Below are 24,984 nucleotides of genomic sequence, written 5' to 3' on the forward strand. Positions count from 1 at the left end.
TCGCGGCGACGACACGGGCGCCTGTCGAGGACCCCTCGGTGCTCTACGGCGGGGAGCGAGGTACATCGGTGTCTTACACCAGGATCGGGATTTCAGTTCCTCCAAATCGAAAGGCCGGCACGCTTGAACTTCCGCGCCGTTCTCCCGGCGATCCCGAGCGGACCTTCGCCGCGACATCCGTAACCCCGATCAAGCGCGAAGATGTCGCCGCCGCGTTTCGTGCCCCAGGGGTCCACAAACGGCGCGCCTTCGTTTTCGTGCACGGCTACAGCACGACTTTCGACCGCGCGGTTTTCCGCTTTGCGCAACTCGTGCACGATTCAGATGCGGATGCTGTCCCGATCCTGTTTTCATGGCCGTCGCGGGGGCGGTTTCTCGACTACAAGCGCGACCTTGATAACGCCTCCTACTCTCGATCGGATCTGGCAAATCTGCTTGAGGCCGCGATCGACAGCCAGTCGATCAACGAGGTGGTGGTGCTCGCCCATTCCATGGGCGCGTGGCTCACGGTCGAGGCGATCAGGCAGGTCGCTCTGCGGCGGGGCGGTGTGCCGAGCAAGGTCTCAAGCCTCATCCTCGCTTCCCCGGATCTGGATGTCGGCGTCTTTCGCCGGCAGGTGGAGGATATGGGGCCGAATCGGCCCAAGATTACGATTTTCGTCGCGCGCAACGATTTGGCGCTTCGGCTGTCGCGGTTCATTGCGCGTGGAGATGCCCGTCTTGGCGGGATCGACCCCTCACAGGAAGACTACCGCAAGGCCCTTTCGGATCTACACGGTGTTACGGTGCTGGATCTGAGCGCATTGAGTTCGGGCGATCGGGTCAATCACGCGCTGTTCGCCACCAGCCCCGAGGCCGTCCGGCTGATCGGCGATCGGCTGGTGCAGGGGCAGCAAATCTCGGACGCTGATGTTGCGAGACCCACGACGGCTGTCGATGCTATCGGCGCCGCCGCGACATTTGCGGTTGCCGCGCCAATATTGATCTTCGACATGGCGACCAGCCAATGAGACGCCCAAGCCAAAAATGGGACGACCGGCGCAATATTGGGATTCGCCGCGCATCATTATTGCCGCGGCAATTGCTAGCGTAAGTGCGGCGCGTGCGTGAGTATCGCCAAAGGTCGACTTTTCAGCAAAAGGGTGCGGGCATGAGCGATCTGATTTTCATCGGGTTCCCAACGGAAGCGAAGGCCGAAGAGGTGCGGCAGAAGGTCCTGTCGCTTCAACAGGAATATCTCATCGAACTGGAAGACGCGGTTGTCGTCGTGAAGAACGAGAAGGCTCAGATCAAGCTCAATCAGATGGTCAATCTCACCGCAAGCGGTGCTGCCTCGGGCGCCTTGTGGGGAACATTGATCGGGGCGATCTTTCTGATGCCGTTGGTTGGAACCGCGCTGGGCGCTGCTTCCGGTGCGCTTGCGGGCCAACTCAGCGATGTCGGCATCAACGACGAGTTCATGAAGAAGGCCGCGTCGGCCTTGCAGCCGGGCACGGCGGGGCTCTTTCTGCTCGTGCGCAAGATGACTGTTGATAAGGTGCTGGCCGATCTCAAGGGTATTGGCGGCGAACTGCTGCAGACGTCCTTCGATGAGACCAGGGAGGCCGCCTTGCGCGAAGCTCTGTCCGCGGCGCAGGCAGAAGCGGAGACGGCGCCAGCGGCAACCTCGTAACGCCGCCATGCATGGGAGGTTTCATCGATGCCGGCACGCTAGACGGGGAGGTCTTTCTTGACCCCGATCCAGACGACCTGCTGCATCATCCTCGCGACGATCGTTCTTTTTGCGTGGAACAGGCTGCCCGTCATCGCCGTCGCCTTCGCGGCGGCGCTTTCACTATGGGCGACAGGGCTCGTGACGCTGGATCAGGCATTGGCCGGCTTTGGCGATCGCGCCGTCCTTTTCGTCGCCAGCCTCTTCATCGTCAGTGCCGCGCTTGAGAGAACCGGTGTCACCGCGTGGTGCGGACAAGCGCTCATCTCGCTGGCCGGTCAGAACAACCGTAGCCGGCTTCTGTTCGTTCTCATGATCGCGGTTGGGTGTCTCACGTCGCTTCTGAGCGGCAGCGGTGCCGTGGCGGCTCTCATCCCCATCGCGGTGTTCGCGGCGGTGCGGCTCAATCAATCGCCCGCGCAGTTATTAATGCCTTTGGCCTTCTCCGCCCATGCCGGAGCAAACCTGCTGTTGACCGGGGCGCCTAAGAATTTCCTGGTTTCGGAGGCACTTGAAGATGCCAGGCTTGAAGGCTTCGGTTTTACCGAATTCGCCCTTGTCGGCGTTCCGCTTCTCGCCGGAACCGTCTTCGTTATCCTGCTGTTGGGCAAGTATCTGCTCCCCAGGCAGACAAATGCACGGCTCCCCGCCGACTTCAGCGGCCACGCCCAGACGCTGGTCGAACATTACGGCCTTGAAGACGGGCTTTTCCGGCTTCGCATACGGCGAGACTCGCCTCTGGTTGGGATGCCCACCGACAACATCGACTTGGGTGCTGCGAGCGACATACAGGTGATGGCCGTCCAGACTACCGCATCCGGTTATCCGGTGCGCGACAGGGCCATGATTGCCGATGATTACCTGCTCGTGCGCGGCGCCGCCCAGGCTGTCGCCGAGGTTGCTGCACGGCTCCATTTGGCTGTTCGCGAGGATGCGCCGACTGGCAGCGGCAGCACCGCATTCAATCGCAGGTCCGGCCTAGCCGAGGTGATGATCCCGCCGCGATCCAAGCTGATCGGTCAATCGATGTTTCCCGGCTTGGCTACCGAGAGCGGCGATCTCGTCGTCCTGGCGGTGCATCGCGGCGGCGCGGAAATTGACTATGCCAGGCCTGAGCTCAAGGCCGGCGACACCATCCTGCTCGAAGGAAGCTGGGAAGCGCTCGATATGCGCCTGGATGATCCCGACGTCCTCGTCGTCGATTCCCCTGACCTCGTTCGCCGCCACGCCGTGCCGATGGGGCCCGGTGCCAAGGTCGCCGTTGCGACGTTGATCGGGCTTGTCATCATGCTGGCGTCGAACATCGTCCCACCCGCCGTCGCGGGCATTTTGTGCGCCTGCGTGCTTGTTGCTTCCGGCGCGATCACCGTCGAGCAATCCTATCGCGCCGTTCATTGGACGACGGTTATCCTGATTGGCGCGATGATGCCGATCTCAACGGCGATGATACAATCCGGCACGGCGAAGTTCGTCGCCGACGAACTGGTCTCCGCGCTCGGTTCGGCCGGACCGAGCGCTCTGGTCGCAGGTCTCTTCGTGCTCACGGCGGTGTTGGGGCAGGTCATGAGCAACACGGCGACGACCATGCTGGTCATTCCTATCGCAATGGCCGCGGCCTCCGCCATGCATATCCAGCCGCACCCGGTGCTGATGAGCCTCTGCATCGCCGGATCCGCATCCTTCATGACGCCGATCGCGACAACGACCAACATGATGGTGATGGGCGCGGGCGGCTATCGGTTCGGCGACTACTGGAAACTCGGCACCCCGCTTATGGCGTGGTTCTTCATCGTCGCCGTCTTCCTGGTCCCGCGGATATGGCCGTTCAACTAGGTGTCGATGTCAGGAGCAGGCGACCGCGAACAGGTCACCGTCATACCGATTAGAGACGTCAGGCATGCTTTTGGGACAGGCAACCGATTGCCCGGCCAATGATATTTGTGAGGATGGTCGCTCGAAGGCAATCGGAGAGGATGTCGACTGGATGAATAGCCGAGCGGTCATCACTCTCCTGGCGATCCTTGCTGCGATAGCGGTCTTGTGCGTTCTCCGAATGGCTGCCAGCGTCTTCGCTCCCGTTGCCGGCGCGCTTTTCATCATCGGTCTGGCCTGGCCGCTCCAGCAGAGCCTGCAACGGGCTCTCCCCAAGCTGTTGGCGCTTGCGGTGGTGGTCGCCGTGATAGTCTGCGTCTTCATTGCCCTGGCGTCGATATCCGCTTGGGGTTTCGGGCGCATCGGTCGCTCAGTCGTCAGCGATGCCGCTCGGTTCCAGTTGCTTTATGGCAATCTCGTTCAATGGCTCGACGGGCACGGCATCGTCATCGCCGGCGTCTGGGCGGACTACTTCAACTTCAGTTCGCTGCTCCGCGTACTGCAAGGCGTGACCGCTCGCTTGAACACGATGATCTCCTTCTGGGTCGTCGTGGTCGTTTATGTACTCTTGGGGCTGCTCGATACCGAGGCCGTCGCGCGCAATATTCGAAAGGCTCTAAGCGAAGAGAAGGCCGATGCGATCATCGGCGGCGCGTTGCAGACGGCAGCCAAGCTGCGGCGCTACATGGCCGTGCGCACCGTAATGAGCCTAGCCACCGGCACGTTGGTCTGCGCGCTTTCCGCGCTCTTCGGTCTGCGGTTTGCCGCAGAATGGGGCGTCATCGCCTTTACGCTAAACTACATACCGTTTATGGGACCTTTCGTGGCAACGTTGCTGCCAAGCGCTTACGCCCTGGCGCAATTCGGCTCGCCGGAAGCTGCGATCGTCATCTTCGTCGGGCTCAACGTCATACAGTTCGTGATTGGAAGTTACATCGAGCCGCGTGTTGCAGGTTACGCGCTCGCGATGTCGCCATTCCTGGTGCTGTTTTCGGTGTTTTCTTGGTCGTTCGTCTGGGGCGTGTTCGGCGCTTTCATAGGCGTCCCAATCACGATCGCGATCCTTACCTTCTGCACACGCTTTTCCGCGACGCGCTGGATAGCGGAGATCCTCGGCGCGCCGAGCGAACGTGATGGCAAGTTCCTATGAAGTCAGGCTGAATGGATGGTTATCGGCGAAGCCTGGTCATGCGGATCACGCGGCCGGTGTGAGCACTGAGAGCGATCTCAAAATCGCTGCTGCCGCGCCTTGCGTGATAAATGAATGTTCTGCCCCTGCAATCGACGCGGCGCACATTGCGGAACCCGCGGTTCTGAAGGAGCTGTTGCCCTTGCCTGCAACTGATCGCGCGGCCGAAGTTGAGATCAGAGCCGACGTGAATGTTGACAGTCACGGCATAAGCCGGAGCCGGAGGCGACGCTGTCAGCACGAGAGCGCAGGTCAAAGCAAACGCAGTCCATATATTCAGGCGCATCCTGCCACTCCATCAATGAAAAGTTCGGCGAGATAGTTGTGGAATTAAGGCCTTGTCAATGAGTAGTCACGGCAATGACCCATATTAGGGACGCATCGCCCATCTGCTGGACGATTTACGCATAAGGAATGTGTAATTGCCGAGTATTGCGCCGTTGCACCTGAACGGCTGGTTTGGGCCACTCACATTGTTCGTAGAATCTTCGCCATTTTACGCTCGCCGTGAGGAGGACGCGTAGTCGACGAGTCGCTGCGCCTTCATTCGGCAAACGCCCCACCGTTAACAGCATTGCTAGCCAATGGCGAATCTCGTCCGTCTGAGGCTGCGGCGCACTGAGCCTTGACAAGTCTTGTTACTGGTGGACAGGCCAAGTTTGATCTTTGCTCGCGCAGCGTATCCGCTCGACAAGCGGGTAAATGGGATCTTCGACATTGGTGGACCAAGGAATGGATCGTTTATTCGACCGCATCTAACTGATGGTGCCAGGCCTGCTTGCGGACTCAGCCAATTGCGCAGTTGCTTTGCAAGCTTTCTACAGGGATTCGGGCCTACGCACGCACGGCGTCCCTCAAGGGTCATTCGGCCGTCAGGTGCTCTACGAGGTGTCTCGCGTGAACGGGCAGGGCAGCGAAGTTACGCGAGCAGACCAAAAGGTGTCTTAGCGCCCAAGCGTCCGTGAGTGTAAGCACGCCAAGTGGAAGCACGTCCTGATATCGCTTGGCGTAGATATCTGGAACGATCGCAAGCCCCACCCCACTTGCGACCATCGCGCAAATATCTGCGAAGCTGTGAAGGCGGATGCGTAACTTGAATTGCCGGCCTTCGCGGGCGGCATGGGTCGCGAGATGCCCCTGCAACGCGCTGTCAGCAGGCAAGCCGATAAATGGTTCGTCGATCACGTCGCGGAACGCTACCGATTTTCGTTGCGCCAGTGGATGGTCGAAAGCAGTGATCAGAACGAGTCTGTCGGTTTTGAACGGTCGGGTCTCGAGCGAGCCGGTGTCGGTCGTATCAGCAGCGATGCCCAGATCGGCAAGAGCTCCAGCGACGGCTGCAACGACGTCAGGGCTCTGCCGTTCCTCCAGATCTATGTCTATCGTCGGATGATCCACAAGAAAGCGCCGAAGGGCTTCTGGCAGATGGGCCATTGCGGCGCGGCCCGAAAGCAGGCGGATCTGGCCGCGCAATCCGGTCGCGAATAGTTGGAGGTCGCCCCGCATCTGCTCCATCTGCCCGAGCACAATGCGGGCGTGGTGGGCGACAGCCTCACCTGCTTGCGTCGCTCGCACGCCACGCGCGCTGCGGTCAAGAAGCGGAACTCCGCTCATGTTCTCCATCCCACGAATACGCGCACTTGCGGACGCTAGGGCCATGCCTGAGCGTTCGGATCCTTGAGTGATGCTCGCCGCCTCCACGACATGGAGAAACAGGCGAAGATCCGTCATGTCAAAGCGCATATTTCCTCCCGGCTAGGACCCTTCGGATTTGACGAAGGCTTCCCTTGTATCTTCCACATTGTGCCAAGTCGCCTTCCGCATTTTATTCGGACGCCATTGGAAAAACCAGGAAACACCATGAACGTGACCGAAAAAATCCTGCGCGCCTTTATCTTAAGGCTGCTGCTGCTCTTGCTGGCCGTGTTTGCGGCGCGCCATCTTCCAGATCATGGTCTGGGTGCGGCACCGGCGCCGTCGAGCGAGCAGGCCGCGGCGGCACCCCTGGACTGTTATCTGGATACCTTGATTACCGATGAGGCCAGCGCGTCGATCAGCGACATGCTCCTTCATGATTGATGCGTGATCTGGCTGTCTGGCCTTGGATGGTTGCCTATTCGCGCGGCGCTGATTGCGAACTAGCGCGCTAGGGCCGTCCGGACTTAACAGTCGCTCCGCGGCATCGTGTCTCGCCAGAGCCAGTCGGACGTGCTCCAAAATATCTTCTGAGCGGGGTCCTTTGTATCCGCAGCATCAACGTGCGTCGCTCGCGAAGTGTGTATTTTGAATGCACTTGATGTGTACGCAAAGTACACAATAGCTTGACGCCTTCCGGTCGCTGTGCAATCCTTGAACTCACGGCACTCGGAAGCTCGGAGTTATGCAATGGCAAGAACCGTCAAGAGCAGCCTCTATGAGGACTTGAAGCGTCAAATTCTCACCATGGAGCTCGATCCCGACACAGATCTTGATGAGGTCTCGCTCAGCGAGCGCTACGGCCTGTCTCGTACGCCTGTGCGTGATATCTTTCGGCGGCTGGCGGGCGAAGGCTACATCGACATCCGCGAGAACCGCGGCGCACGCGTCATTCCAATGAACCACACGACGCTTCGCAACTTCTTCCAGGTGGCGCCGATGGTCTATGCCGCGATTGGACGGCTGGCGGTGCAGAATTTCAAGCAGGCGCAGCTTGCCGACCTGAAGGAGGCGCAGGAGCGCTTTCGCAAGGCCAGTAGCGATCAGGACGCGCTCGGTATGGTGCTGCAGAACAACCGTTTCCACGAGATATTCGGCGAAATGTCGGCCAATGCTTATCTGCAGCCGAGCCTAGGCCGCCTTCTCATCGACCACGCGCGCATCGGCCACACGTTCTTCCGGCCTCGCAGTGACGACATGAAGCGTCGCTTGCAGCTGGCAGTCGAGCATCACGACAGCTTCATCGAGGCGGTCGGCGCTCACGACGAAGACGCCGTCGTCGATCTTGTCTTCGAGCACTGGGAGCTGTCACGCGAGAACATGGAAATGTTCATCGCGCCACAAGGCATCAAGTCGGATGCAAGCCTTGGCGGTCCGACCACGCAATCACTGGAGAAATCATCGTGAAGTTTGAGGGGATCTACACGCCGGCGATAACGCCGCTCGACGAGAGCGGGCAGATCGATCGGAAAGCATTCGCAGCGGTCCTGGAATCGCTGATCGAGGCTAAGGTGCACGGCATCGTTGTCGGTGGTTCGACCGGTGAATATTATTCTCAGACCAGCCAGGAGCGGTTTGACCTCGCGGCCTATGCCAAGGATGTCATCGGTAATCGCCTTGCGCTCATCGTCGGCACCGGCGCGACACGCACGGAAGACTCCGTCGAATACGCGAAGGCCGCCAAAGCGATCGGCGCCGACGCGATCCTGGTCTCGACGCCGCCTTATGCGCTGCCGACCGAAAGGGAGAACGCAGTGCACGCTCTGACCGTCGATCGCGCCGCCAATATGCCGATCATGCTCTACAACTACCCGGCACGCATGGGCGTCATGATGGGCGAGGAGTATTTCTCGCGTGTCGGCAAGTCCAAGAATGTCGTCGCAATCAAGGAAAGCTCGGGCGAGATGGCGAACCTCCATCTCCTGGCTCGCAAGTTCCCGCACATCGCGCTCTCCTGTGGATGGGATGACCAGGCGCTGGAATTCTTCGCCTGGGGTGCGCGCAGTTGGGTCTGCGCCGGCTCGAACTTCCTGCCGAAAGAACATGTCGCGCTCTACGAGGCTTGCGTCATCGAGAAAAACTTCGACAAGGGCCGCGCGATCATGTCGGCGATGCTGCCGCTGATGGATTTCCTCGAGTGCGGCAAGTTCGTGCAGTCGATCAAGCATGGTTGCGAGATCATTGGCCTCAAGGCCGGTTCGGTTCGCGCTCCGCTGCGTCCACTTAATTCCGACGAAAAGAGAACACTTGAGACCGTTGTCGCCACTGTGAAGCGCACGGTCGGACAGATTACCTCGGGAGCCAATCGTCATGCATGATCCATTGACCGCCGCCGAATACAAGGCGATCGCCGCTGATCTCCAGTTTCCGACAAACGCCTTCATCGATGGCACGTTCAGACCCGCAAGCTCCGGCAAGACCTTCAAGACAAAGAACCCGGCAACCGGCGAAACGCTTGCGAAGGTTGCTGCATGTGACAGCACGGATGTCGATTTCGCTGTCCTCAAAGCACGCGAGGCATTCGACGATGGTCGCTGGCGCCTGCAGCATCCGGCAGAACGTAAAGCCGTCCTTCTCAAGCTCGCAAAGCTCATCGAGCGCAACCGCCACGAACTGGCGGTGATGGAGAGCCTCGATAGCGGCAAGCCGGTGCGCGAGTGCCAGACAGTCGATGTTCCCGACACCATTCATACGCTTCGCTGGCATGCCGAGCTGATCGACAAGCTCTACGACAACACCGCACCCGCCGGCTCGAATGCGTTGACGATGATCGTGCGTGAGCCGATCGGCGTCGTCGGCTGCGTCCTGCCCTGGAATTTCCCGCTGCTGATGCTCGCCTGGAAGATTGGCCCGGCACTGGCTGCCGGTTGCTCCGTCGTCGTCAAGCCTGCCGAAGACACGACGCTGACAACGCTTAGGGTCGCGGAACTCGCGCATGAAGCCGGAATTCCCGCCGGCGTCTTCAATGTCGTCACCGGCAGCGGCAAGGATGTGGGCGAACCTCTCGGCCTGCATATGGATGTCGACATGGTCGCATTCACCGGTTCCACGCCGACCGGTCGTCGCTTCCTGCGTTATGCCGCCGATTCCAACCTCAAGAAGGTTGTGCTCGAATGTGGCGGCAAGAACCCGGCCGTCGTTCTCGATGATGCCGAGGATCTCGACCTCGTGGCCGAGCAGGTCGTCAACGGTGCCTTCTGGAACATGGGCGAGAATTGCTCGGCAACCTCGCGCCTGATCGTTCATTCGAAGGTGAAGGATGAACTTCTCAAGCGCATCGGTGCGTATTTGAGGGAATGGAAAACAGGCGACCCGCTCGATCCGGAAAACCGTATCGGCGCGCTCGTCAACAAGGCGCATTTCGAAAAGGTGACGTCATTCCTTGACGACGCCAAGAACGAAAAGCTGTCTGTCGCCCATGGCGGCGCAACGCAGGACGGCGCTTTCGTGGAGCCGACGGTGATCGATGGCGTCACGCCCAAAAGCCGCCTGTTCCAGGAGGAAATCTTCGGACCGATCCTGTCGGTAACCTCGTTCAATACGCTTTCCGAGGCCATCGCGCTTGCCAACGATACCAACTACGGCCTGACAGCTTCCGTCTATACCGGCAGCTTGCGGAACGCGATCAAGCTTTCGCGGGAAATCCGTGCCGGCGTCGTCACCGTCAATTGTTTTGGCGAAGGTGACGCAAGCACGCCGTTTGGCGGCTACAAGGAATCGGGCTTCGGTGGTCGCGACAAGTCGGTCTTCGCTCACGACAATTATTGCGAACTGAAGACGATCTGGATCGACGTTTCCGAACGCTCCCTGGACGAGACGATCAGATGACAACAGGATCCGTGAGGCGTCTGCCAGTTGAAAATGGCGTCTCCGGTTGGGAGGCGATCAGTGAACGCCGGTTTCCGCTAAGAAGGCTCGAAGGTGCGGTATCCGCGGACTGGCTCATTGTCGGTGCCGGCTTCGCCGGCCTTTCGGCGGCGCGACGTCTGCAAGCGCTGCGGCCCGGCGAGAAAATCGTCCTGCTGGACGCTGGTGAAATCGGCAAGGGCACATCGGGTCGCAACTCGGGCTTCATGATCGATGTCCCACATAACCTCTCGGCCGGTGAGTATTCCAGCGGAGGGGCCGAGGCGACGCAAGTCGAGATGGCCCAGAATCGCTTCGCAATCGGTTTCGCCAGGGATGCGGCGCAAGAATACGGGATGTCGCGGGAGACGTTTGATCCGGCCGGCAAGATCAATGCCGCGGCAACCAGCCGCGGAATGAAGTTGAACGCGAGCTTTGGACAGTCGCTGAAGGCTGCGGGCGAAAAGCACCTGTTCCTCGATGCTCAGGAGATGCGGGAGCTTACCGGTTCGGCCTATTACGTTGGCGGCCTCTACACACCCGGCACCGTGTTGATTCAGCCGGCCGACTATGTACGCCAGTTCGCCGCTGGTCTCTCTGGCAAGATCGATATCTTCGAACGATCACCAGTCACCTCGCTCACACGGCGAGATGGAAAGTGGACCGCGTCGTGTGCATCCGGACAGGTAACTGCGCCGAAGGTCATCCTGGGCGTCAATGGCCACATCGACGATTTCGGCCATTTCGGCGGCCGGCTCATGCACATCTTTGCCTACGCTTCGATGACCGCAAGCTTTCCCGCGGATGAGTTCGGGTCACCGGCCTCAGGCAAGGATCGCTGGGCGTTGCTTCCCGCCGATGCGATGGGGGCGACGATCCGCAAGATTACGGCGAATGGTGTCTCCCGGATCGTCATCCGCACGAAGTACACCTATGAGACGAAAGTAGCCGTCGGCGAAGGTCGCATGGCGAAAATGAAAGAGGGGCATCGCCGTTCGTTCGAGGCACGTTTTCCGCAACTGGCGGGGACCGGTTTCGAGCATAGCTGGGCCGGCCGTCTCTGCCTTAGTCGCAACCATGCGCCGGCCTTCGGTGAGGTGGAAGAAGGGCTCTTCTCCGCTTGTTGCGAGAACGGGCTTGGTACTGTGAAGAGCACGCTCGCCGGCATCATGGCCGCTGATCTTGCGACCGGGACGACGTCCCAAGAGCTCAATCGATACATGGATCACCCGGAGCCGTCACGAATACCGCCCGAGCCGTTTGCGTGGCTTGGCATCAATGGCGTGATCCGATTGCAGGAATTGCGTGCAGGCCGCGAGGGATGAACCCTTGCCGCGCAATATGAGGCCCGCGCTCGGCGCGACTTCAATGAAAGTGGGAACAAAAACTAGGAGTGAGAGCGATGAAGACGATGTGGAAGGCGCTGTGCGCCGCCGCCATGATTGGAATGAGCATGCTTCCGGCGCGTGCGGAAGAGAAGACCATCAATATGGGCACGTTGTCATGGGAGGACCTGACACCGATCACCGGCATCACCAAGAAGGTGCTCGAGGATGCCGGCTATACCGTCAAGGTCACCGAGTTCTCCGAATGGGGCATCGCTTACGCCGCTCTTGCCAAGGGCGACATCCAGGTTCTTGCTTCACAGACCGACTATGTCGCGCAGGATTACTGGAACAAGAACAAGAACCGTCTCGAGAAGATCTCCCCTGTTTCGCACGGCCTCTACCAGGGCATCGCGGTGCCGAAATACGTGCCGATCGACAGCCTTGAGCAGCTCAACGAAAACAGCGACAAGTTCGGCGGCAAGATCATCGGTATCGAGCCGGGCTCGGGCCTGATGAAGGACGCGTCGAACGCTGTAAAGGACTACGACGTCAAGCTGCAGCTGGTTGAAGGCAGCACCGCTGCGATGACGGCCGCGCTCAAGTCCGCCTACGATCGCAAGGAATGGATCGCCGTCACGATCTGGGAGCCGTCGTGGATGGTCCAGAAGTACGAAGTGAAGTATCTCAAGGATCCGAAGGGCGTCTTCCCTCCGCCTCAGAGCTACTACTGGATCGGCCAGAAAGGCTTCTCCGCCGATAACCCACATGCTCGCGAAGTCATGGCCAGCGTCTACGTGCCGATCGCCGACATCACCTCGATCAATGGCGCGGTCAAGGACGGCAAGACGATGGATCAGGCGGTCCAGGATTGGATCGGCGCCCATGCGGACCTTATCAAGCGTTGGGAAAACATCAAGAAGAACTGATCGCGTGGATGTCGCCCGATCCCGATCGGGCGACGTCTACCCAGCCAACCAGAGAAGCCAGCGCAATTGGCTCAAGGGGATCGCCATGAAAATCGAAGCTGCTCAATCGAGCGAAATCCTGATCGACTGCCAGTCTCTCTGGAAGGTCTTCGGCGATAAAAAGGGCGCCGCGATGCGGTCGATTGCCGAGCGCGGGCTTGGCAAGAAGGAAGTGCTGCAGGAGTTCAACTGTGTGGTCGGCGTGAACAACGCCAGCCTGCAGGTGCGACGCGGCGAGATCTTCTGCATCATGGGACTTTCGGGGAGCGGTAAGTCGACACTGATCCGTCTCCTGAACAAGCTCATCACACCAAGCGCCGGAAAGGTGCTGGTCAAGGGCCGCGACGTCGCCGCGTTGTCGCCACCCGATCTTCGCGAGATGCGCGCGAAGAACATCGGCATGGTGTTCCAGAACGTGGCGCTGTTGCCGCACCGGACCGTGCTTGAAAACGCAGCCTTTGGTCTCGAAGTTCAGGGCATCCAGAAGATCGAGCGCAACAATACGGCCAGGCAGGCTCTCGAAAAGGTCGGGCTCGCCGACTGGCTCGAGCGTTATCCCAGGGAGTTGTCCGGCGGCATGCAGCAGCGTGTCGGCCTTGCGCGCGCACTGGCGTCCGATCCGGAAATCATTCTCATGGACGAGCCGTTCAGCGCACTCGATCCACTGATCAGACGGCAGCTGCAGGACGAGTTCCGGCAGTTGACGAAACAGCTTGGCAAGTCCGCGGTCTTCATCACCCATGACCTCGACGAAGCGATCCGCATCGGCGATCGCATCGCGATCATGAAAGACGGTGCGATCATCCAGACGGGCACTGCCGAAGATATCATTCTCAATCCGGCCGACGACTATGTGGCCGAGTTCGTGGCCGGCATCTCGCGCCTGCATCTGATCAAGGCGCATTCCGTCATGCACAGTGTCAGCGAGTTCCAGAAGGCTCAGCCGAATTCTGATCTCGCGAGCTTGGTCAGGACGACGCCCGATGCCGACATCGACGAATTGATCTCGCTGACGATGCAGTCGGATCGCGATGCGATAGCGGTCGTCGATAACGAACAGGTGGTCGGCATTGTCACTCCCCGCAGCCTGCTGATGGGCGTCAAGGGTTCTTCCAACAACGACCGCGCGGCGGCCTGACCTCTAGCTGGATCTTCGTCAAATGGACACTTCAAGCTTCACGGATGCCTTCGACGAATGGACGGACGCCACCCTTGAGTGGGTGAGCGACAACGGCGAATCCCTGTTCGACTATGTTCGGTTCGTTCTCGAAGGCCTCTACAACGGCATCCTCTGGCTGCTGGAACTGCCACCCTTCTACGTGGTTGCCGTCATTGTGGCGCTGATCGGTTGGCGGCTCGTCAATCGCTGGTTCGCGGTTCTGAGCGGTGTCGCCCTCGTCCTCTGTTATGCGATGGGCCTCTGGCCGGAGACCATGAGCACGCTCGCCCTGGTACTGACCGCGACCGTGATGGCGCTGGCGATCGGTATCCCCATCGGGATCGCGGCCGGCTTCTTCACGGCGCTCGACCGTTTCATGGAGCCGGGGCTGGACCTCATCCAGACGCTTCCGCCCTACATCTATCTGCTGCCGGCGATTGCGCTTCTCGGCTACGGCCCTGCCACCGCCCTGATCGCCACTGTTATCGTCGCCATTCCGCCCGCGATCCGCTTGACCTCACTCGGCATCAGAATGACTCCGAAGGAGTTCATCGAACTCGGCGAAGCGATCGGCATGACGCCGGCCAAGATGTTCTTTAAGATCCGCCTGCCGTTCGCGCTGCCGAGCATCATGGCCGGCGTGAACCAGAGCCTGATGATGGCCTTTGGCATGGTCGTCATCGCAGGCATCGTCGGATCTGGCGGGTTGGGCGAGACGATTTACGGGTCGATCCGCACGCTCGATATCGCCACCTCGATCAATGGCGCGATTGCCATCGTCGTGCTGACCATGGTGCTCGACCGCATCACCCAGAGTGCAGCTCGTATCGGAACGGGGAGAAAGTGATGACTGACACAAGCCTGCAGTTTTCGCCCGGCGCCGTTCTTGCTCCGGCGGTCGATTGGCTGAACACCAACCTGCATCCGCTTTTCGCTGTGATCAGCACCGTGGTCGAAGCCGTCCTCTCGACGATCGAGGCGGCACTGCTGTCGGTTCCGCCCTATGCGTTGATCGCTATCGTCGTCGTCGCGGCGTTTTTCTTCGTTAGCCTCAGGGCAGCGATACTGGCAGGGCTCTGCCTCGGCTTTTGCTTTCTCGTCGGGCTATGGACCGCGTCGATGCAGACGGTCGCGCTCGTGACCGTCGCCGTTATGATCTCGGTCGCGATCGCGTTCCCGATTGGCGTCATGTGCTCGCGGCACAGGACGCTGGAGGCGATCGTTCGGCCAATTCTCGACGTGATGCAGACGGTGCCGCCATGGGTCTACCTGATACCCGCCGTCATGATCTTCAGCCTCGGGCGCGTGCCTGCGATCATTGCGACGATCGTCTACGGTATCCCTCCCATGCTGCGCTTGACCACGTTGGCGTTCAACCAGGTGCCGCGCGAGTTCGTGGAACTCGGGAGTGCCATTGGCGCACACCCGCGCTCGGTGCTTTGGAAGATAGAGATTCCCCTGGCCAAACAGACGCTGCTTGTCGGCCTCAACCAGTGCATCCTGCTCTCGCTGGCCATGGTTGTGTTGGCTGGTCTCGTGGGAGCCGGAGGGCTCGGCGCCGAGGTAACACGCGGTCTGACACGAATGGAGATGGGCCTGGGTCTTCGTGCCGGTCTCGCGATCGTGGCCGTCGCCCTTCTCCTGGACCGGCTGAGCCGCGGTCTGCTCGATCGCAACACTGTCGTTAGACCGACCGCTGAGTGAGGCAGCCCATGAGACATTCATTCTTTTGCATCGATGCCCATACGTGCGGAAATCCGGTACGTCTCGTTGCCGGAGGCGGGCCAATGCTGCCGCATCGGCCGATGAGCGAACGGCGGGAGATCTTCGTTCGGGATCACGACTGGGTGCGCCGTGCATTGATGTTCGAACCTCGCGGGCACGACGTCATGTCGGGTGCGATTATCTACCCCGCATATCGCGACGACTGCGATTTCGGCGTCTTGTTTATCGAGGTGAGTGGCTGTTTGCCGATGTGCGGTGCCGGTACCGTGGGCGTCGTAACGGCTGCAATCGAGGAAGGCCTGGTGACGCCTCGGATAGCTGGAACCGTAGCGATTGAAACGCCGGCAGGCAGAGTTGACGTCAGCTACACCATCAAGGACGGTTTCGTCGACGCGGTCAGGTTGCACAACGTCCCAAGCTACCTTCATCAAAGCGACGTCGAGGTGGAGGTCCCGGAACTTGGCGTACTCAACGTGGATATTGCTTACGGTGGGAATTTCTACGCTGTCGTCGAGCCTCAGCGGAACTGGAAAGGCTTCGATGGCATGACTGCCACTCAGATCGTCGAGCATAGCCGACGGCTTCGTGAGGCGCTCTCCAGAGTCTCTGATCCCGTCCATCCTGAAGATCCCCGCATCAGAGGTGTGCATCATGCTATCTGGTGTGACGTGCCGCTCAGCGACGGTGCCGACGGCCGGTCGGCTGTGTTTTACGGGGAAAAGGCCATCGACAGGTCTCCGGGAGGAACGGGCACATCCGCGCGCATGGCCCAGCTTCACGCCAAAGGGCGTCTGCCAGTCGGTGCAAACTACCGAAATGAAAGCCTGATCGGCACAATCTTTGATGGGCGCATCGAAGATACGGTCGCAATCGGCGCCTTCCAGGGCGTGCTTCCCAGCATCGGCGCATGGGCACGCGTTATTGGCCACAATACGATTTTTGTTGATGATCGCGATCCGCTCGCGCATGGTTTCCAGATCCGATGAGCGACAAAACCACGCGTGAGATCGATCTGATGACACCGTCCCTCCATGACGACAAGCATAGCCAGGCTCGCAACAACCGGCTCAAGGTCGGCTTTGTTCTTTCGCGATCGTTCACGCTGTCTGCCTTCGCAATGTTCGTCGATACTCTGCGTCTGGCAAGCGACGAGCAGGACCGGTCCGGACGAGTGAAAGCCGACTGGCAGGTGCTTGGAAGTACGCGTCACCTCATCACTTCGAGTTGCGGCGTGCAAGTCGCACCGACGTCGGATTTCGTAGATCCCAGCCGGTTCGATTATATTGTTGTCGTTGGCGGATTGCTCAACAGGGAAGAGCCTGTCGACCGTGAGACAGTGGCTTTTCTAAAGCTGGCGGATGCCAAGAAGATCCCATTGCTCGGTGTTTGCACCGGCACGTTCATTCTTGCCGAGGCCGGCATGATGAAGAACCACGACGTCTGCGTCAGCTGGCTTCACGCAAAGGCTTTCCGGGACCGGTTTCCCGACTTGTCTGTACGCTCCGACAGGATATTCAATCTCGACAGACGTCGAGGCTCGTGCGCTGGAGGAAGCAGTTCCGCCGATATGGCTGCGGCCCTCGTCCGGCGCCACATCAGTCCCGAAGCGGAGCGAAACGCGCTTGAGGTGCTGCAGATCGAGAAGGCCCGCTCTCATCTGGAAGTCCAGCCGCGAAGGCCGCTTTATGAGGAATACAAAGATACGCGCCTGAGGGCGGTCATGATCCTGATGGAGCAGCATCTCGACGGTGACATGCCGATCGCGCAACTTGCAGCATCGGTCGGCGTTACGCGCCGGCAGCTTGAGCGGATTTTTGAGAGAGAGGCGGGCATGTCGCCGGCGCGAGCCTATGCAAAGGTCCGGCTTGAGCGCGCCAAGGTGCTTTTGGCGCAGACAAAATTGCCGATGATCGACATCGCCATGGATGTCGGCTTTCACACAGCCTCACAGTTTACCCGCTCTTTCAAACGCGAATACGGGCAGACGCCGTCATGCTTGCGTTCCACCCTTTCGGGAGCCAACTGATGCACCGAGTTGGGGCCATTACTGAGCTTTGGCGCTATCCCGTCAGTTCCGTTACAGGCGAACAGGTGGACAAGGTTGAAGTCTCCAGCGCCGGGATGATCGGGGATCGCCGGTATGCCCTAGTCGATCGCGCAACGGGTATCGTTGCGCATCCGGAGCGGGATAGACGTTGGCAAAAGGCTATCTTCATAAGGTCGAGGACTGCAGCCACTGGCATCGAGATTCTTGTGCCGGAATGCGATTGGCAATCCGTCGACGACTCCGGCCTTGCCGCCAGCCTCAGCGAATTCCTAGGCTTCGATGCAGACGTGCGACCCTATGAGCGTACGCTGGAAGCGAGCCGGCGCGATGCGTTCGCGCTCGATCGGTATGACGTATCGCCGCTACACCTTCTGACCACCGCCTCGGTGGACCGTCTGAAGACGTTGCACCCCGGCGGCAATCCCGACCGCCGCCGTTTCCGGCCCAATATCCTTATGCAATCGGAACCCGATATTTGCGGGTTCGAGGAACTCGGCTGGATCGATGCGGGTATACGGCTGGGCGAGGTTGGCGGAAAGGTGATCGCTCCGACGAAGCGATGCGGCTTCACCATCATCGAACAGGAAGGCATCGCTAACGACCCCGAAATCTTGAGAAACGTAATGCGTTTCGGCAATCGCAACATGGGCGTCTATTGCGCCCCGGATGCTTCGGGAATGTTGAGAGTTGGAGACGGCGTCTTCCTGTCTCGGCATTGACGCCGTCTGCTCCATCAGCGATCTCTATCTGTCGACGACAAGATCGCTGAGCGGCTTCGAGCAGCACGGCAGGAACATGCCGGCATCGATCTCGCGCTGCCTGATGCCGCCATTGTGGTTCATCTCGACGGAGCCGGAGACTAGCCTCGACTTGCATGTGCCGCAGACGCCGTTCGAGCAGGAAGACGGCAGACGAACACCCGCCTTTTTCGCCGACGACAGAACCGTCTGCTCGCCCTTTACCTCGATTTTGCGGTTCTGCTTCTGGAACTCGACCTGCCAGGTCTTGGTCGCCGCGGCCTCCTCGATTGGAAGTCCGGGCTCATCGATCACCGCCGCATCGAAGCTTTCTTCGATGTAGCTCCCGGCGGCAACCCCGAGCTCAGACGAGATCGACCGAGCCGCGGCCATGAACGGCGCGGGGCCGCAACACATGAGGGTTCGATCCGCGATATCAGGCACTGCCAGTCTCATGAACTCCGGCGTGATCCGGCCGGTAAGGCCGGGCCAGGAGGGCTCGCCGATGACGGTCTCGGGAAGAAAATGTAACCGCAACCCCTTCATGCGTGATGCGAGACAGTTCAGCTCGTCGCGGAAAATCAGATCGAGCGGTGTCCGTGCCGCATGCATGAAGACGACATCCGCCGGATCATGGCTGTCGGCGAGATCGCGCAGGATCGACATGACGGGCGTGATACCGGAACCGCCGGACAGAAGGAGCAACTTGGGGGATTCGGCGAGCGGGCGCACGAAGTGCCCCAATGGCCCCTGGGCCTTCACAGTCGCGCCCTTGGCCAGATTGTCATGGAGCCAGTTCGAGACCCTACCATTCACCACGCGCTTGACCGTGACAGTGAAGGTCCTCGATCGATGCGGCGACGAGGAGATGCTGTAGCATCGCGCCTCCGCGTCGTCGCCCATCGGGAAGTCGAAGAGGAAATACTGGCCGCTTTGGAAATCGAACTGCTTGCCGTCGGGCGATGCGAAGGTGAAGCTCTTCACATCGGCGGTTTCCTGATGGATATCGATGCAGACGAGCGTGTCGTCGTGCTCCGGGTCCCATACGCTATGACTTGCAGTGCTGCCGCTCGGTTTGGTCACCAGATCAATATCCATTTGCGCGCATCCGGTCGATGTACCAAGTCGCGAACTTGTCGAGATTGGTTTCAGAAAAACAAGAGTATGGCCCAGGACGATAAGCGGGATCGAGCGCGCCCGCATGAGACCGCGCGACCAGATCGGCGTCCTGGTCGGTGGTCGCGATCCACACATCGGTCAGCTTGTCGAAGTCGTAATCGACGCCTTCGACCGCATCCTTGTGAACAAGCCACTTCGTTCTCACAAGGGTCCGACCGGCTGACAGCGGAATGACGATCGCGATCACGGCGTGGTCGCCCATGAAATGGTTCCAGGAATTGTGCCCCCACAGATGCGTGTCGCCCAGATCCTTTCTGGTCATGTGGCCGAGAAGCTTCGACGAGGCTGCCGTGGCGTCGTGGGTCTGGGATTCGCCGGCGCCCGAGATGATCAGCCGCTGTGTCCTGAAATTGGTGGCGCAATCCGTCAGTTGCTCGACGGCGGCGGATGGAAAGCCATCTGCTTCCCATGCCCTCGTTCGCTCATCGTAAAGGCGGAAGTGTTCCTCGGCCTGTGCGCGATCATCAGGGCTCAGCGTCTCCGGATCGAACCCGAAGTCGAGATCCACGAAGGAAACGCAAAGCTCCGGATGGTTCGCCGAGCAATGATAGCACTCGCGGTTATTCTCCATTGTCAGCTTCCAGTTGCCGTCTTCGATGACGTCTGTCTGGTGCGCGATCCTGGCGTTGCGGATATCGTAAGGGGCGAGACGCTCGATCATCGTTCGCTCAAGAATGTCGATATCCTGAGGCGGATTGTCGGAGAGGCACACATAGAGCAGCCCGCCGATCGACTTGAAATTGACCTGCTTCAGCCCGTGACAGTCCTTGTCGAAGTCCTTGCCCATGTGCGGCGCATAGCTGAGTTCGCCTGTCAGCTCATAGGTCCAGGTATGGTAGGGACAGACAAGCTTCGAGATGATCGTGCTGCCTGCGTTGAGCAGACGGGAACCGCGATGGCGACAGACATTGTGCAGCACGCGGATGTCACCCTCGTCGTCGCGCAGCAGGATCAGGCTGGTCTTGCCGATATCGACCACCGTTGCATCGCCGGGCTCCGGGACGTCGCAATCGAGACCGACGCAGATCCAGTGCTTGTGAAAGAAGACGTCGATGTCGGCTTCGAAGACATCTTCGCGCGTGTAGAGGCCGGCAGGCAGAGAGTGACCGTTGGTGCGAGCGTCAAGCAGTGACGATATTGATGATGCGAGCTTGTTTAGCATGATATCCCCTGATGTTTGTTTGAGCGGAGATTGCGCTTGCATGCCTTGCTTCTCAACGGCAATAATTCTCACGCTGGCATAATAAAATGTAATGCATGGGTGGTGCATGCAGTTTCGCAGACGTTTGCCGTCCTTGACGGCGCTGATCATGCTTGAGGCAGTGCTGCGCCGTAAAAGCTTCACGGCGGCGGCCGGCGAGCTTGGCGTTACCCAGGCGGCCGTCAGCCGGCAGATTGCTTTGCTCGAGGATGAAGTCGGGGTGCCGATGTTCATTCGCAAGCATCGCGCCATCGAGCCCACCGCCGCCTGCGAGGCTTTGGGCGCCTCATTGGCGCAAAGCTTCGTAAACATCGCGGAGACGATCGATGCGATAAAGGTTTCGGCGAAGGATGTGGTCACCATTGGTGCCACTGTCGCGTTCTCGACCTTCTGGCTTCTTCCACGCCTTGCCGACTTCCGATCGCAGAACCCAGGAATTCAGATCCGCGTTGTTTCGCAAGATAGCCGTATCAACCTCGACGATGGGGATATCGATATCGCCATTCGCTATGGCGTTCCACCGTTCAACGACGGAACCTCGATCGCGTCGCGCGACGATGAAATCATGCTCGTGTGCTCGCCGAACTACCTGAAGCGACGCAGCCCCGGGCCTTTAGCAGTGACCGACGAACTGATCGAAACTGATGTCGAGGACAGGTCCTGGCTTTCGTGGAGCAATTGGCTTGCGAGCTTGGACGTCCGACTTGAGATCAGGCCGGCCCTGCGGTTCAACCACTACACCGAAACCGTATTTGCCGCGAGGAGCGGGCAGGGGCTGGCGCTTGGTTGGGGTCTTCTCGTGCAGACCTTCCTGGACGACGGCACCCTTGTTCCGTTCGATGACACGAGGCTCCCCTCCGGCGCCCGTTACAATGTTGTCTTGCCAATAAGGTCTCGTAGGACGTTGGCAATCGATCGGGCCGCGGCGTGGCTGACTGCAGCACTGCACGCTTGATCCGACTACGCACTGGTTAGCATGATCGACGGCCGCACCTCAGATCTGTGATCTTATCTCGTCAGCAATCGTGTGAAGATATTTCGAGCCGATTGCGCCAACGAGGCTATAGCCGAGCCCGTTACTGGCCCAGCTCCATCCACGAATGTCGTGCTGGTCGCTCGCGACCATCGGCTTATCCTGGTCGACCTGCATGCGACGGGTCAGCATCACCAGCCGGTTCCCCCTGTCGTCGTCGTACATCAGCATGAGGCCGGATCCATGTGGCGTTGGGACGACGCGACCGCCCATGAGCCGGTAGCCGGCCTTGCTGAGATCGGGGATGATGGCCGGACCACCGATTGTCGCGGACGCCAGGTTTTTCAGATCGTCGCCGCCGTCTGCCCGCACCTCGACCGGTCGCAGGCGATCAGCGGCAAACGCGCTGTAACTCGCCGACGCCTCCTGCGCCAAGGCCGCGACGCCTTCCGTCGGAGGCATACTGTAGCCCTTCAACAGCCAGCCGCCTGAAGCGCCGATTGCCAACAGGATGACGGCAGCGGCAGCCATCGGGGCAACTCGGCTTCGCTTCGCGGGTCGTTGTTTCTCGATGATGTTTGCGAGGTTCAACCGGCTTGGAATAGGCTCGGCAGCGATCGGACCCAGAGCCGATCTGAGCGCCGTAGAACCCTGCTGATAGGCTGAGACGCGTTTCGCGGCATCCTTGTTCGTCCCGAGGAAGGCAGCCACCTCCTGGTGCCGTTCTGCATCGAGGGCTCCGTCGACGAAAGCCTGAAGGTCATCTTCGTTGATCGGTCTATTCGTCATTTGACCCTCCGGATAAATGGACCAACAGGTTTGGCGCTCGTTGGTTTGGTCTCAAGAAGAAGTCTCAATTGCTCCCGTGCGCGAGACAGGCGTGACATCACTGTTCCAACGGGCACGTTAAGCACCGTCGCTGCCTCGGCGTAGCTCAGGTCCTCGACTGCGACCAGTAGTAGGATGCTCCGATAGTCCGGCGGCAACCGCTCGATGGCCGCAAGAACATCCTGGCCGAACAAGGTGCTGTCCTGGCTGGCATCGACCGCCGCGGTCGCTTCCGGCATTTCGTCGATCGTGACGAGGCCGGCGCGCCTGGCCTCCTGGCGTATCCTGTTGACCGCGAGATTGTGCAGGATGGCGAATACCCAGGAGCGGGCATTGGCATCGCGTCGGTGCGCCCAGTTCGTGACGACCCGCTCAAGGCAATCCTGGACGATGTCATCAGCTGCCTCGCGATCGCGGATCAGCCCGCGCGCGTATCGTCTCAGCGCCGGGATCATCGGCTCTACCTGCGTCAGCAGATCATCCATGTCTCAAATCCTCGAGGGCGAATGGCCCGCAGTCAAACCGCGGACCATCTGGTTTGTGCCAGTCAGGTCACATCAATCGGCCTGCACCTGCAGGACCTTGCCGGGCTTGCCGTCGACCGATGAGGCAACGACGATATACCTGCGTTCGTCCTTGTGCTTGGATTCGACGATCTGCCGGATCGGGCCGACTGCGTTGACGATTGCCGAGCCGGCCGGGTTCGTCATGAAATTCGACAGACCCTGAAGGGGGCCGCTGCCATCCGCCTTGTCTGACAGCGCCAGCACATACATCGTCTTCGGTTCCAGTCCCGTCACCGATGCCTGCAACACCTGCGTCAGCCCCTGGTCGAAGAGCGTGACGCTCGTCGGTGCCGTGTTGCCCTTGTCGCCCTTTGCCGACAGCGTCAGATGAGCAGCGACGCCTGCGGTGCCGAGCGGCTGCAGGTTCTGCATGCCGTCGCCTTCAGGAACGGCGTTGGGCACATAGTTGACGGCTTGCGCCGCTTGGCCGATCGGAATCGTCGCAATGACCTTGTTGGTCAGCGTATCGATTGCGGCCATCGCATCGGCGTTTTCAAGGCCGACATAGACGCGCGTGCCGTCGCCGGAGGGCCAGACACCGTGTGGCAGGTTGCCGACGGGGATCGTCGCGACCTGTTCGAAATTGTCGGTGCGGAAGACCTTGACCTCGTTGAGGCCGCCGACGGTGATGTAGGCGAAGCTGCCGTTCTTGTTGGTGACGAGGTTGACGTGGTTGGTGATCGGGCCGGTATCGATCGTCTGGATCAGATCGAAAGGCGGCTGGGCATTGAAGACCTGGGTCTTGCCGACGTCCTTGAGCGTGAACCAGACCTGTTTTCCATCCGGCGATGCCGCGATGTTCGGGCAGAAGGGGCTTGCCTGCTTCACGTGGCCGACGATCTGGTGATCGGCGACGGTGACGACGACGGTCTCGGGATTGAAGGACGAGCAGATGTAGCCGTACTTGCCGTCAGGCGAGAAGATCTGCATGCCGGGACCTGCAGGCACCTTGATCTGCGTTTTCTCCTCGAAGGTGGCGGCGTCGATGACGGAGATATAGTCTTCGCCGCGGACCGTTACCCAGACTTCCTTGCCATCCGGCGTATAGAATGCCTCGTGCGGAGAGCGGCCGACATAGGTGGTGTGCTTCACCGCGTTTGTTGCGGTGTCGATGAAGGTCACGGAGTTCGAGCCGATCGAGACCACCGCGATCGTCTTCTTGTCGGGCGAAAAGCCCATGCCGTGGACCAGCACCTGGCCCTTGTAGAGCGGCGAGAGATTGCCGGGCTGGGGATCGCCGAGCTTGATGACGCCGAGAAGCTTGTTGGTCGCGGGATCGGTCACCGACACGGTGTTGGAGAATTGCTCGGCGGCGTAGACGCGGTCCTTGCTGCTGACTGGAATGTCCGGATCAGCGGCGGCGAAGGGCGCCTGTCCGGCGAAGGCGGAGAAAGGCAATAGCATGCTGCCCGCCAGCAAGGTGGCGGCAAAAGATGTACGAATGTTCATTGGGAGGACCTCTGGGTTACATCTTCATGTTGGGGTCCATGCCCTGCATGGTCTTGCTGGGCGTGGATCCGGTGGGGGTAGTCTCCGGGCTGACCTGGGTTGGGGCCGCTTCGGATGGGGGGAGCGGATCGCCGATCGCAAGCTTCATCGCTGCGATCTCCTGCTGTTGATCCACAATAATCTCCTGCGCGATGCGCTTGAGCTGTTCGTTCTTGCCGTACTTGAGGACGGCGAGCGCCATCTCGATGGCGCCCTGGTGATGGGGCGTCATCATCGCCACGAAGTCGCGATCGACATCGCCTGATGGCTTGACCTCCATGTCCGCCATCATCTTGTTCATGGCCGCGTCGTTTTCCGCGAGATAGGCCGCCTCAGGACCGGCGTCATCCATCTGCATCGCCGAATGATCGTGCTGCGAGGGATCATTGGCGAAGGCGGCGCAGGCGCCCGCAGTTGCGAGAATGGTGGCAGCAAGAGCCATCGACTTTCGGGAGGACCAAAGGTTCATCGGCTT

General features: G+C 60.1%; 24 protein-coding genes. 17 read left to right on the forward strand and 7 right to left on the reverse strand.

Translation table 11 applies throughout. The features are described 5' to 3' along the window. Positions 1-38: 38 nt before the first annotated feature. From B3605_RS15420 to B3605_RS15435, 4 genes are all read left to right on the forward strand, one after another. Positions 39-1,010, forward strand: a complete 972-nt coding sequence (locus B3605_RS15420) for an alpha/beta hydrolase (RefSeq protein WP_296434908.1) — start codon at positions 39-41, stop codon at positions 1,008-1,010. Positions 1,011-1,150: 140 nt separating this feature from the next. Beyond that, complete coding sequence (locus B3605_RS15425) at positions 1,151-1,672, forward strand: DUF1269 domain-containing protein (protein WP_112941128.1); 522 nt, start codon at positions 1,151-1,153, stop codon at positions 1,670-1,672. A 57-nt stretch (positions 1,673-1,729) separates the two neighbouring features. Next, positions 1,730-3,544, forward strand: coding sequence for an SLC13 family permease (locus tag B3605_RS15430; protein WP_113008598.1), 1,815 nt, complete (start codon positions 1,730-1,732; stop codon positions 3,542-3,544). Positions 3,545-3,695: 151 nt separating this feature from the next. Next, positions 3,696-4,733, forward strand: coding sequence for an AI-2E family transporter (locus tag B3605_RS15435; RefSeq protein WP_112941249.1), 1,038 nt, complete (start codon positions 3,696-3,698; stop codon positions 4,731-4,733). 900 nt (positions 4,734-5,633) lie between these two features. Here the strand turns inward: B3605_RS15435 and B3605_RS15440 are convergent. Further along, positions 5,634-6,515 (reverse strand): LysR substrate-binding domain-containing protein, encoded by an 882-nt coding sequence (locus B3605_RS15440; RefSeq protein ID WP_112941130.1) that lies wholly within the window; start codon positions 6,513-6,515, stop codon positions 5,634-5,636. A 117-nt stretch (positions 6,516-6,632) separates the two neighbouring features. On the opposite strand from B3605_RS15440, the gene B3605_RS15445 reads away from it, so the two are divergent. From B3605_RS15445 to B3605_RS15500, 12 genes are all read left to right on the forward strand, one after another. Continuing rightward, on the forward strand, positions 6,633-6,851 hold the full coding sequence (locus B3605_RS15445; protein WP_296434911.1) for a hypothetical protein: 219 nt from the start codon (positions 6,633-6,635) through the stop codon (positions 6,849-6,851). Between the two features lie 306 nt (positions 6,852-7,157). Further along, positions 7,158-7,874 (forward strand): GntR family transcriptional regulator, encoded by a 717-nt coding sequence (locus tag B3605_RS15450; RefSeq protein ID WP_296434913.1) that lies wholly within the window; start codon positions 7,158-7,160, stop codon positions 7,872-7,874. Beyond that, the gene (locus B3605_RS15455; RefSeq protein WP_296434915.1) at positions 7,871-8,785 is read left to right on the forward strand and encodes a dihydrodipicolinate synthase family protein; all 915 of its coding nucleotides are present in this window, start codon (positions 7,871-7,873) and stop codon (positions 8,783-8,785) included. The genes B3605_RS15450 and B3605_RS15455 overlap by 4 nt, the downstream gene beginning before the upstream one ends. Further along, positions 8,778-10,295, forward strand: a complete 1,518-nt coding sequence (locus B3605_RS15460; RefSeq protein ID WP_296434917.1) for an aldehyde dehydrogenase — start codon at positions 8,778-8,780, stop codon at positions 10,293-10,295. The genes B3605_RS15455 and B3605_RS15460 overlap by 8 nt, the downstream gene beginning before the upstream one ends. Further along, a complete protein-coding gene (locus B3605_RS15465; RefSeq protein ID WP_296434959.1) occupies positions 10,292-11,638 on the forward strand; it encodes an NAD(P)/FAD-dependent oxidoreductase in 1,347 nt (448 codons plus the stop codon). Before B3605_RS15460 ends, B3605_RS15465 begins: the two co-directional genes overlap by 4 nt. A gap of 77 nt (positions 11,639-11,715) precedes the next feature. Then, positions 11,716-12,567: a glycine betaine ABC transporter substrate-binding protein gene (locus tag B3605_RS15470; protein ID WP_113199778.1), complete on the forward strand. Its 852-nt coding sequence runs from the start codon at positions 11,716-11,718 to the stop codon at positions 12,565-12,567. A gap of 85 nt (positions 12,568-12,652) precedes the next feature. Then, positions 12,653-13,744: a quaternary amine ABC transporter ATP-binding protein gene (locus B3605_RS15475; RefSeq protein ID WP_296434920.1), complete on the forward strand. Its 1,092-nt coding sequence runs from the start codon at positions 12,653-12,655 to the stop codon at positions 13,742-13,744. A gap of 22 nt (positions 13,745-13,766) precedes the next feature. Continuing rightward, a complete protein-coding gene (locus tag B3605_RS15480) occupies positions 13,767-14,612 on the forward strand; it encodes an ABC transporter permease (RefSeq protein ID WP_296434921.1) in 846 nt (281 codons plus the stop codon). After that, on the forward strand, positions 14,612-15,469 hold the full coding sequence (locus B3605_RS15485) for an ABC transporter permease (RefSeq protein ID WP_296434923.1): 858 nt from the start codon (positions 14,612-14,614) through the stop codon (positions 15,467-15,469). Before B3605_RS15480 ends, B3605_RS15485 begins: the two co-directional genes overlap by 1 nt. An 8-nt stretch (positions 15,470-15,477) precedes the next feature. Then, positions 15,478-16,476 (forward strand): 4-hydroxyproline epimerase, encoded by a 999-nt coding sequence (locus B3605_RS15490; RefSeq protein ID WP_113199775.1) that lies wholly within the window; start codon positions 15,478-15,480, stop codon positions 16,474-16,476. 29 nt (positions 16,477-16,505) lie between these two features. Next, positions 16,506-17,516: a GlxA family transcriptional regulator gene (locus B3605_RS15495; protein ID WP_296434960.1), complete on the forward strand. Its 1,011-nt coding sequence runs from the start codon at positions 16,506-16,508 to the stop codon at positions 17,514-17,516. Beyond that, on the forward strand, positions 17,483-18,256 hold the full coding sequence (locus B3605_RS15500) for an MOSC domain-containing protein (RefSeq protein ID WP_113168389.1): 774 nt from the start codon (positions 17,483-17,485) through the stop codon (positions 18,254-18,256). Before B3605_RS15495 ends, B3605_RS15500 begins: the two co-directional genes overlap by 34 nt. A gap of 24 nt (positions 18,257-18,280) precedes the next feature. Here the strand turns inward: B3605_RS15500 and B3605_RS15505 are convergent, their stop codons facing one another. Both B3605_RS15505 and B3605_RS15510 read right to left on the reverse strand, forming a co-directional pair. Beyond that, complete coding sequence (locus B3605_RS15505) at positions 18,281-19,372, reverse strand: hybrid-cluster NAD(P)-dependent oxidoreductase (RefSeq protein ID WP_113168388.1); 1,092 nt, start codon at positions 19,370-19,372, stop codon at positions 18,281-18,283. After that, positions 19,362-20,615 (reverse strand): aromatic ring-hydroxylating oxygenase subunit alpha, encoded by a 1,254-nt coding sequence (locus tag B3605_RS15510; RefSeq protein WP_113168387.1) that lies wholly within the window; start codon positions 20,613-20,615, stop codon positions 19,362-19,364. The genes B3605_RS15505 and B3605_RS15510 overlap by 11 nt, the downstream gene beginning before the upstream one ends. A 106-nt stretch (positions 20,616-20,721) precedes the next feature. Here B3605_RS15510 and B3605_RS15515 point away from each other — a divergent pair, with 106 nt between their 5' ends. After that, complete coding sequence (locus B3605_RS15515; protein WP_183795240.1) at positions 20,722-21,609, forward strand: LysR substrate-binding domain-containing protein; 888 nt, start codon at positions 20,722-20,724, stop codon at positions 21,607-21,609. A 39-nt stretch (positions 21,610-21,648) separates the two neighbouring features. Here the strand turns inward: B3605_RS15515 and B3605_RS15520 are convergent, their stop codons facing one another. The 4 genes from B3605_RS15520 to B3605_RS15535 all read right to left on the reverse strand — a co-directional run bounded on the left by B3605_RS15520 (position 21,649) and on the right by B3605_RS15535 (position 24,978). After that, positions 21,649-22,416, reverse strand: a complete 768-nt coding sequence (locus B3605_RS15520) for an anti-sigma factor family protein (RefSeq protein WP_113168386.1) — start codon at positions 22,414-22,416, stop codon at positions 21,649-21,651. Further along, on the reverse strand, positions 22,413-22,940 hold the full coding sequence (locus B3605_RS15525; RefSeq protein ID WP_113168385.1) for an RNA polymerase sigma factor: 528 nt from the start codon (positions 22,938-22,940) through the stop codon (positions 22,413-22,415). Before B3605_RS15525 ends, B3605_RS15520 begins: the two co-directional genes overlap by 4 nt. A gap of 72 nt (positions 22,941-23,012) precedes the next feature. Then, complete coding sequence (locus B3605_RS15530) at positions 23,013-24,470, reverse strand: YncE family protein (protein WP_296434931.1); 1,458 nt, start codon at positions 24,468-24,470, stop codon at positions 23,013-23,015. Between the two features lie 16 nt (positions 24,471-24,486). Continuing rightward, positions 24,487-24,978 (reverse strand): DUF305 domain-containing protein, encoded by a 492-nt coding sequence (locus B3605_RS15535; RefSeq protein WP_296434933.1) that lies wholly within the window; start codon positions 24,976-24,978, stop codon positions 24,487-24,489. Positions 24,979-24,984: the final 6 nt, after the last annotated feature.

This window comes from Rhizobium sp. UBA1881 (assembly GCF_002338015.1).
Lineage (GTDB): Bacteria > Pseudomonadota > Alphaproteobacteria > Rhizobiales > Rhizobiaceae > Rhizobium.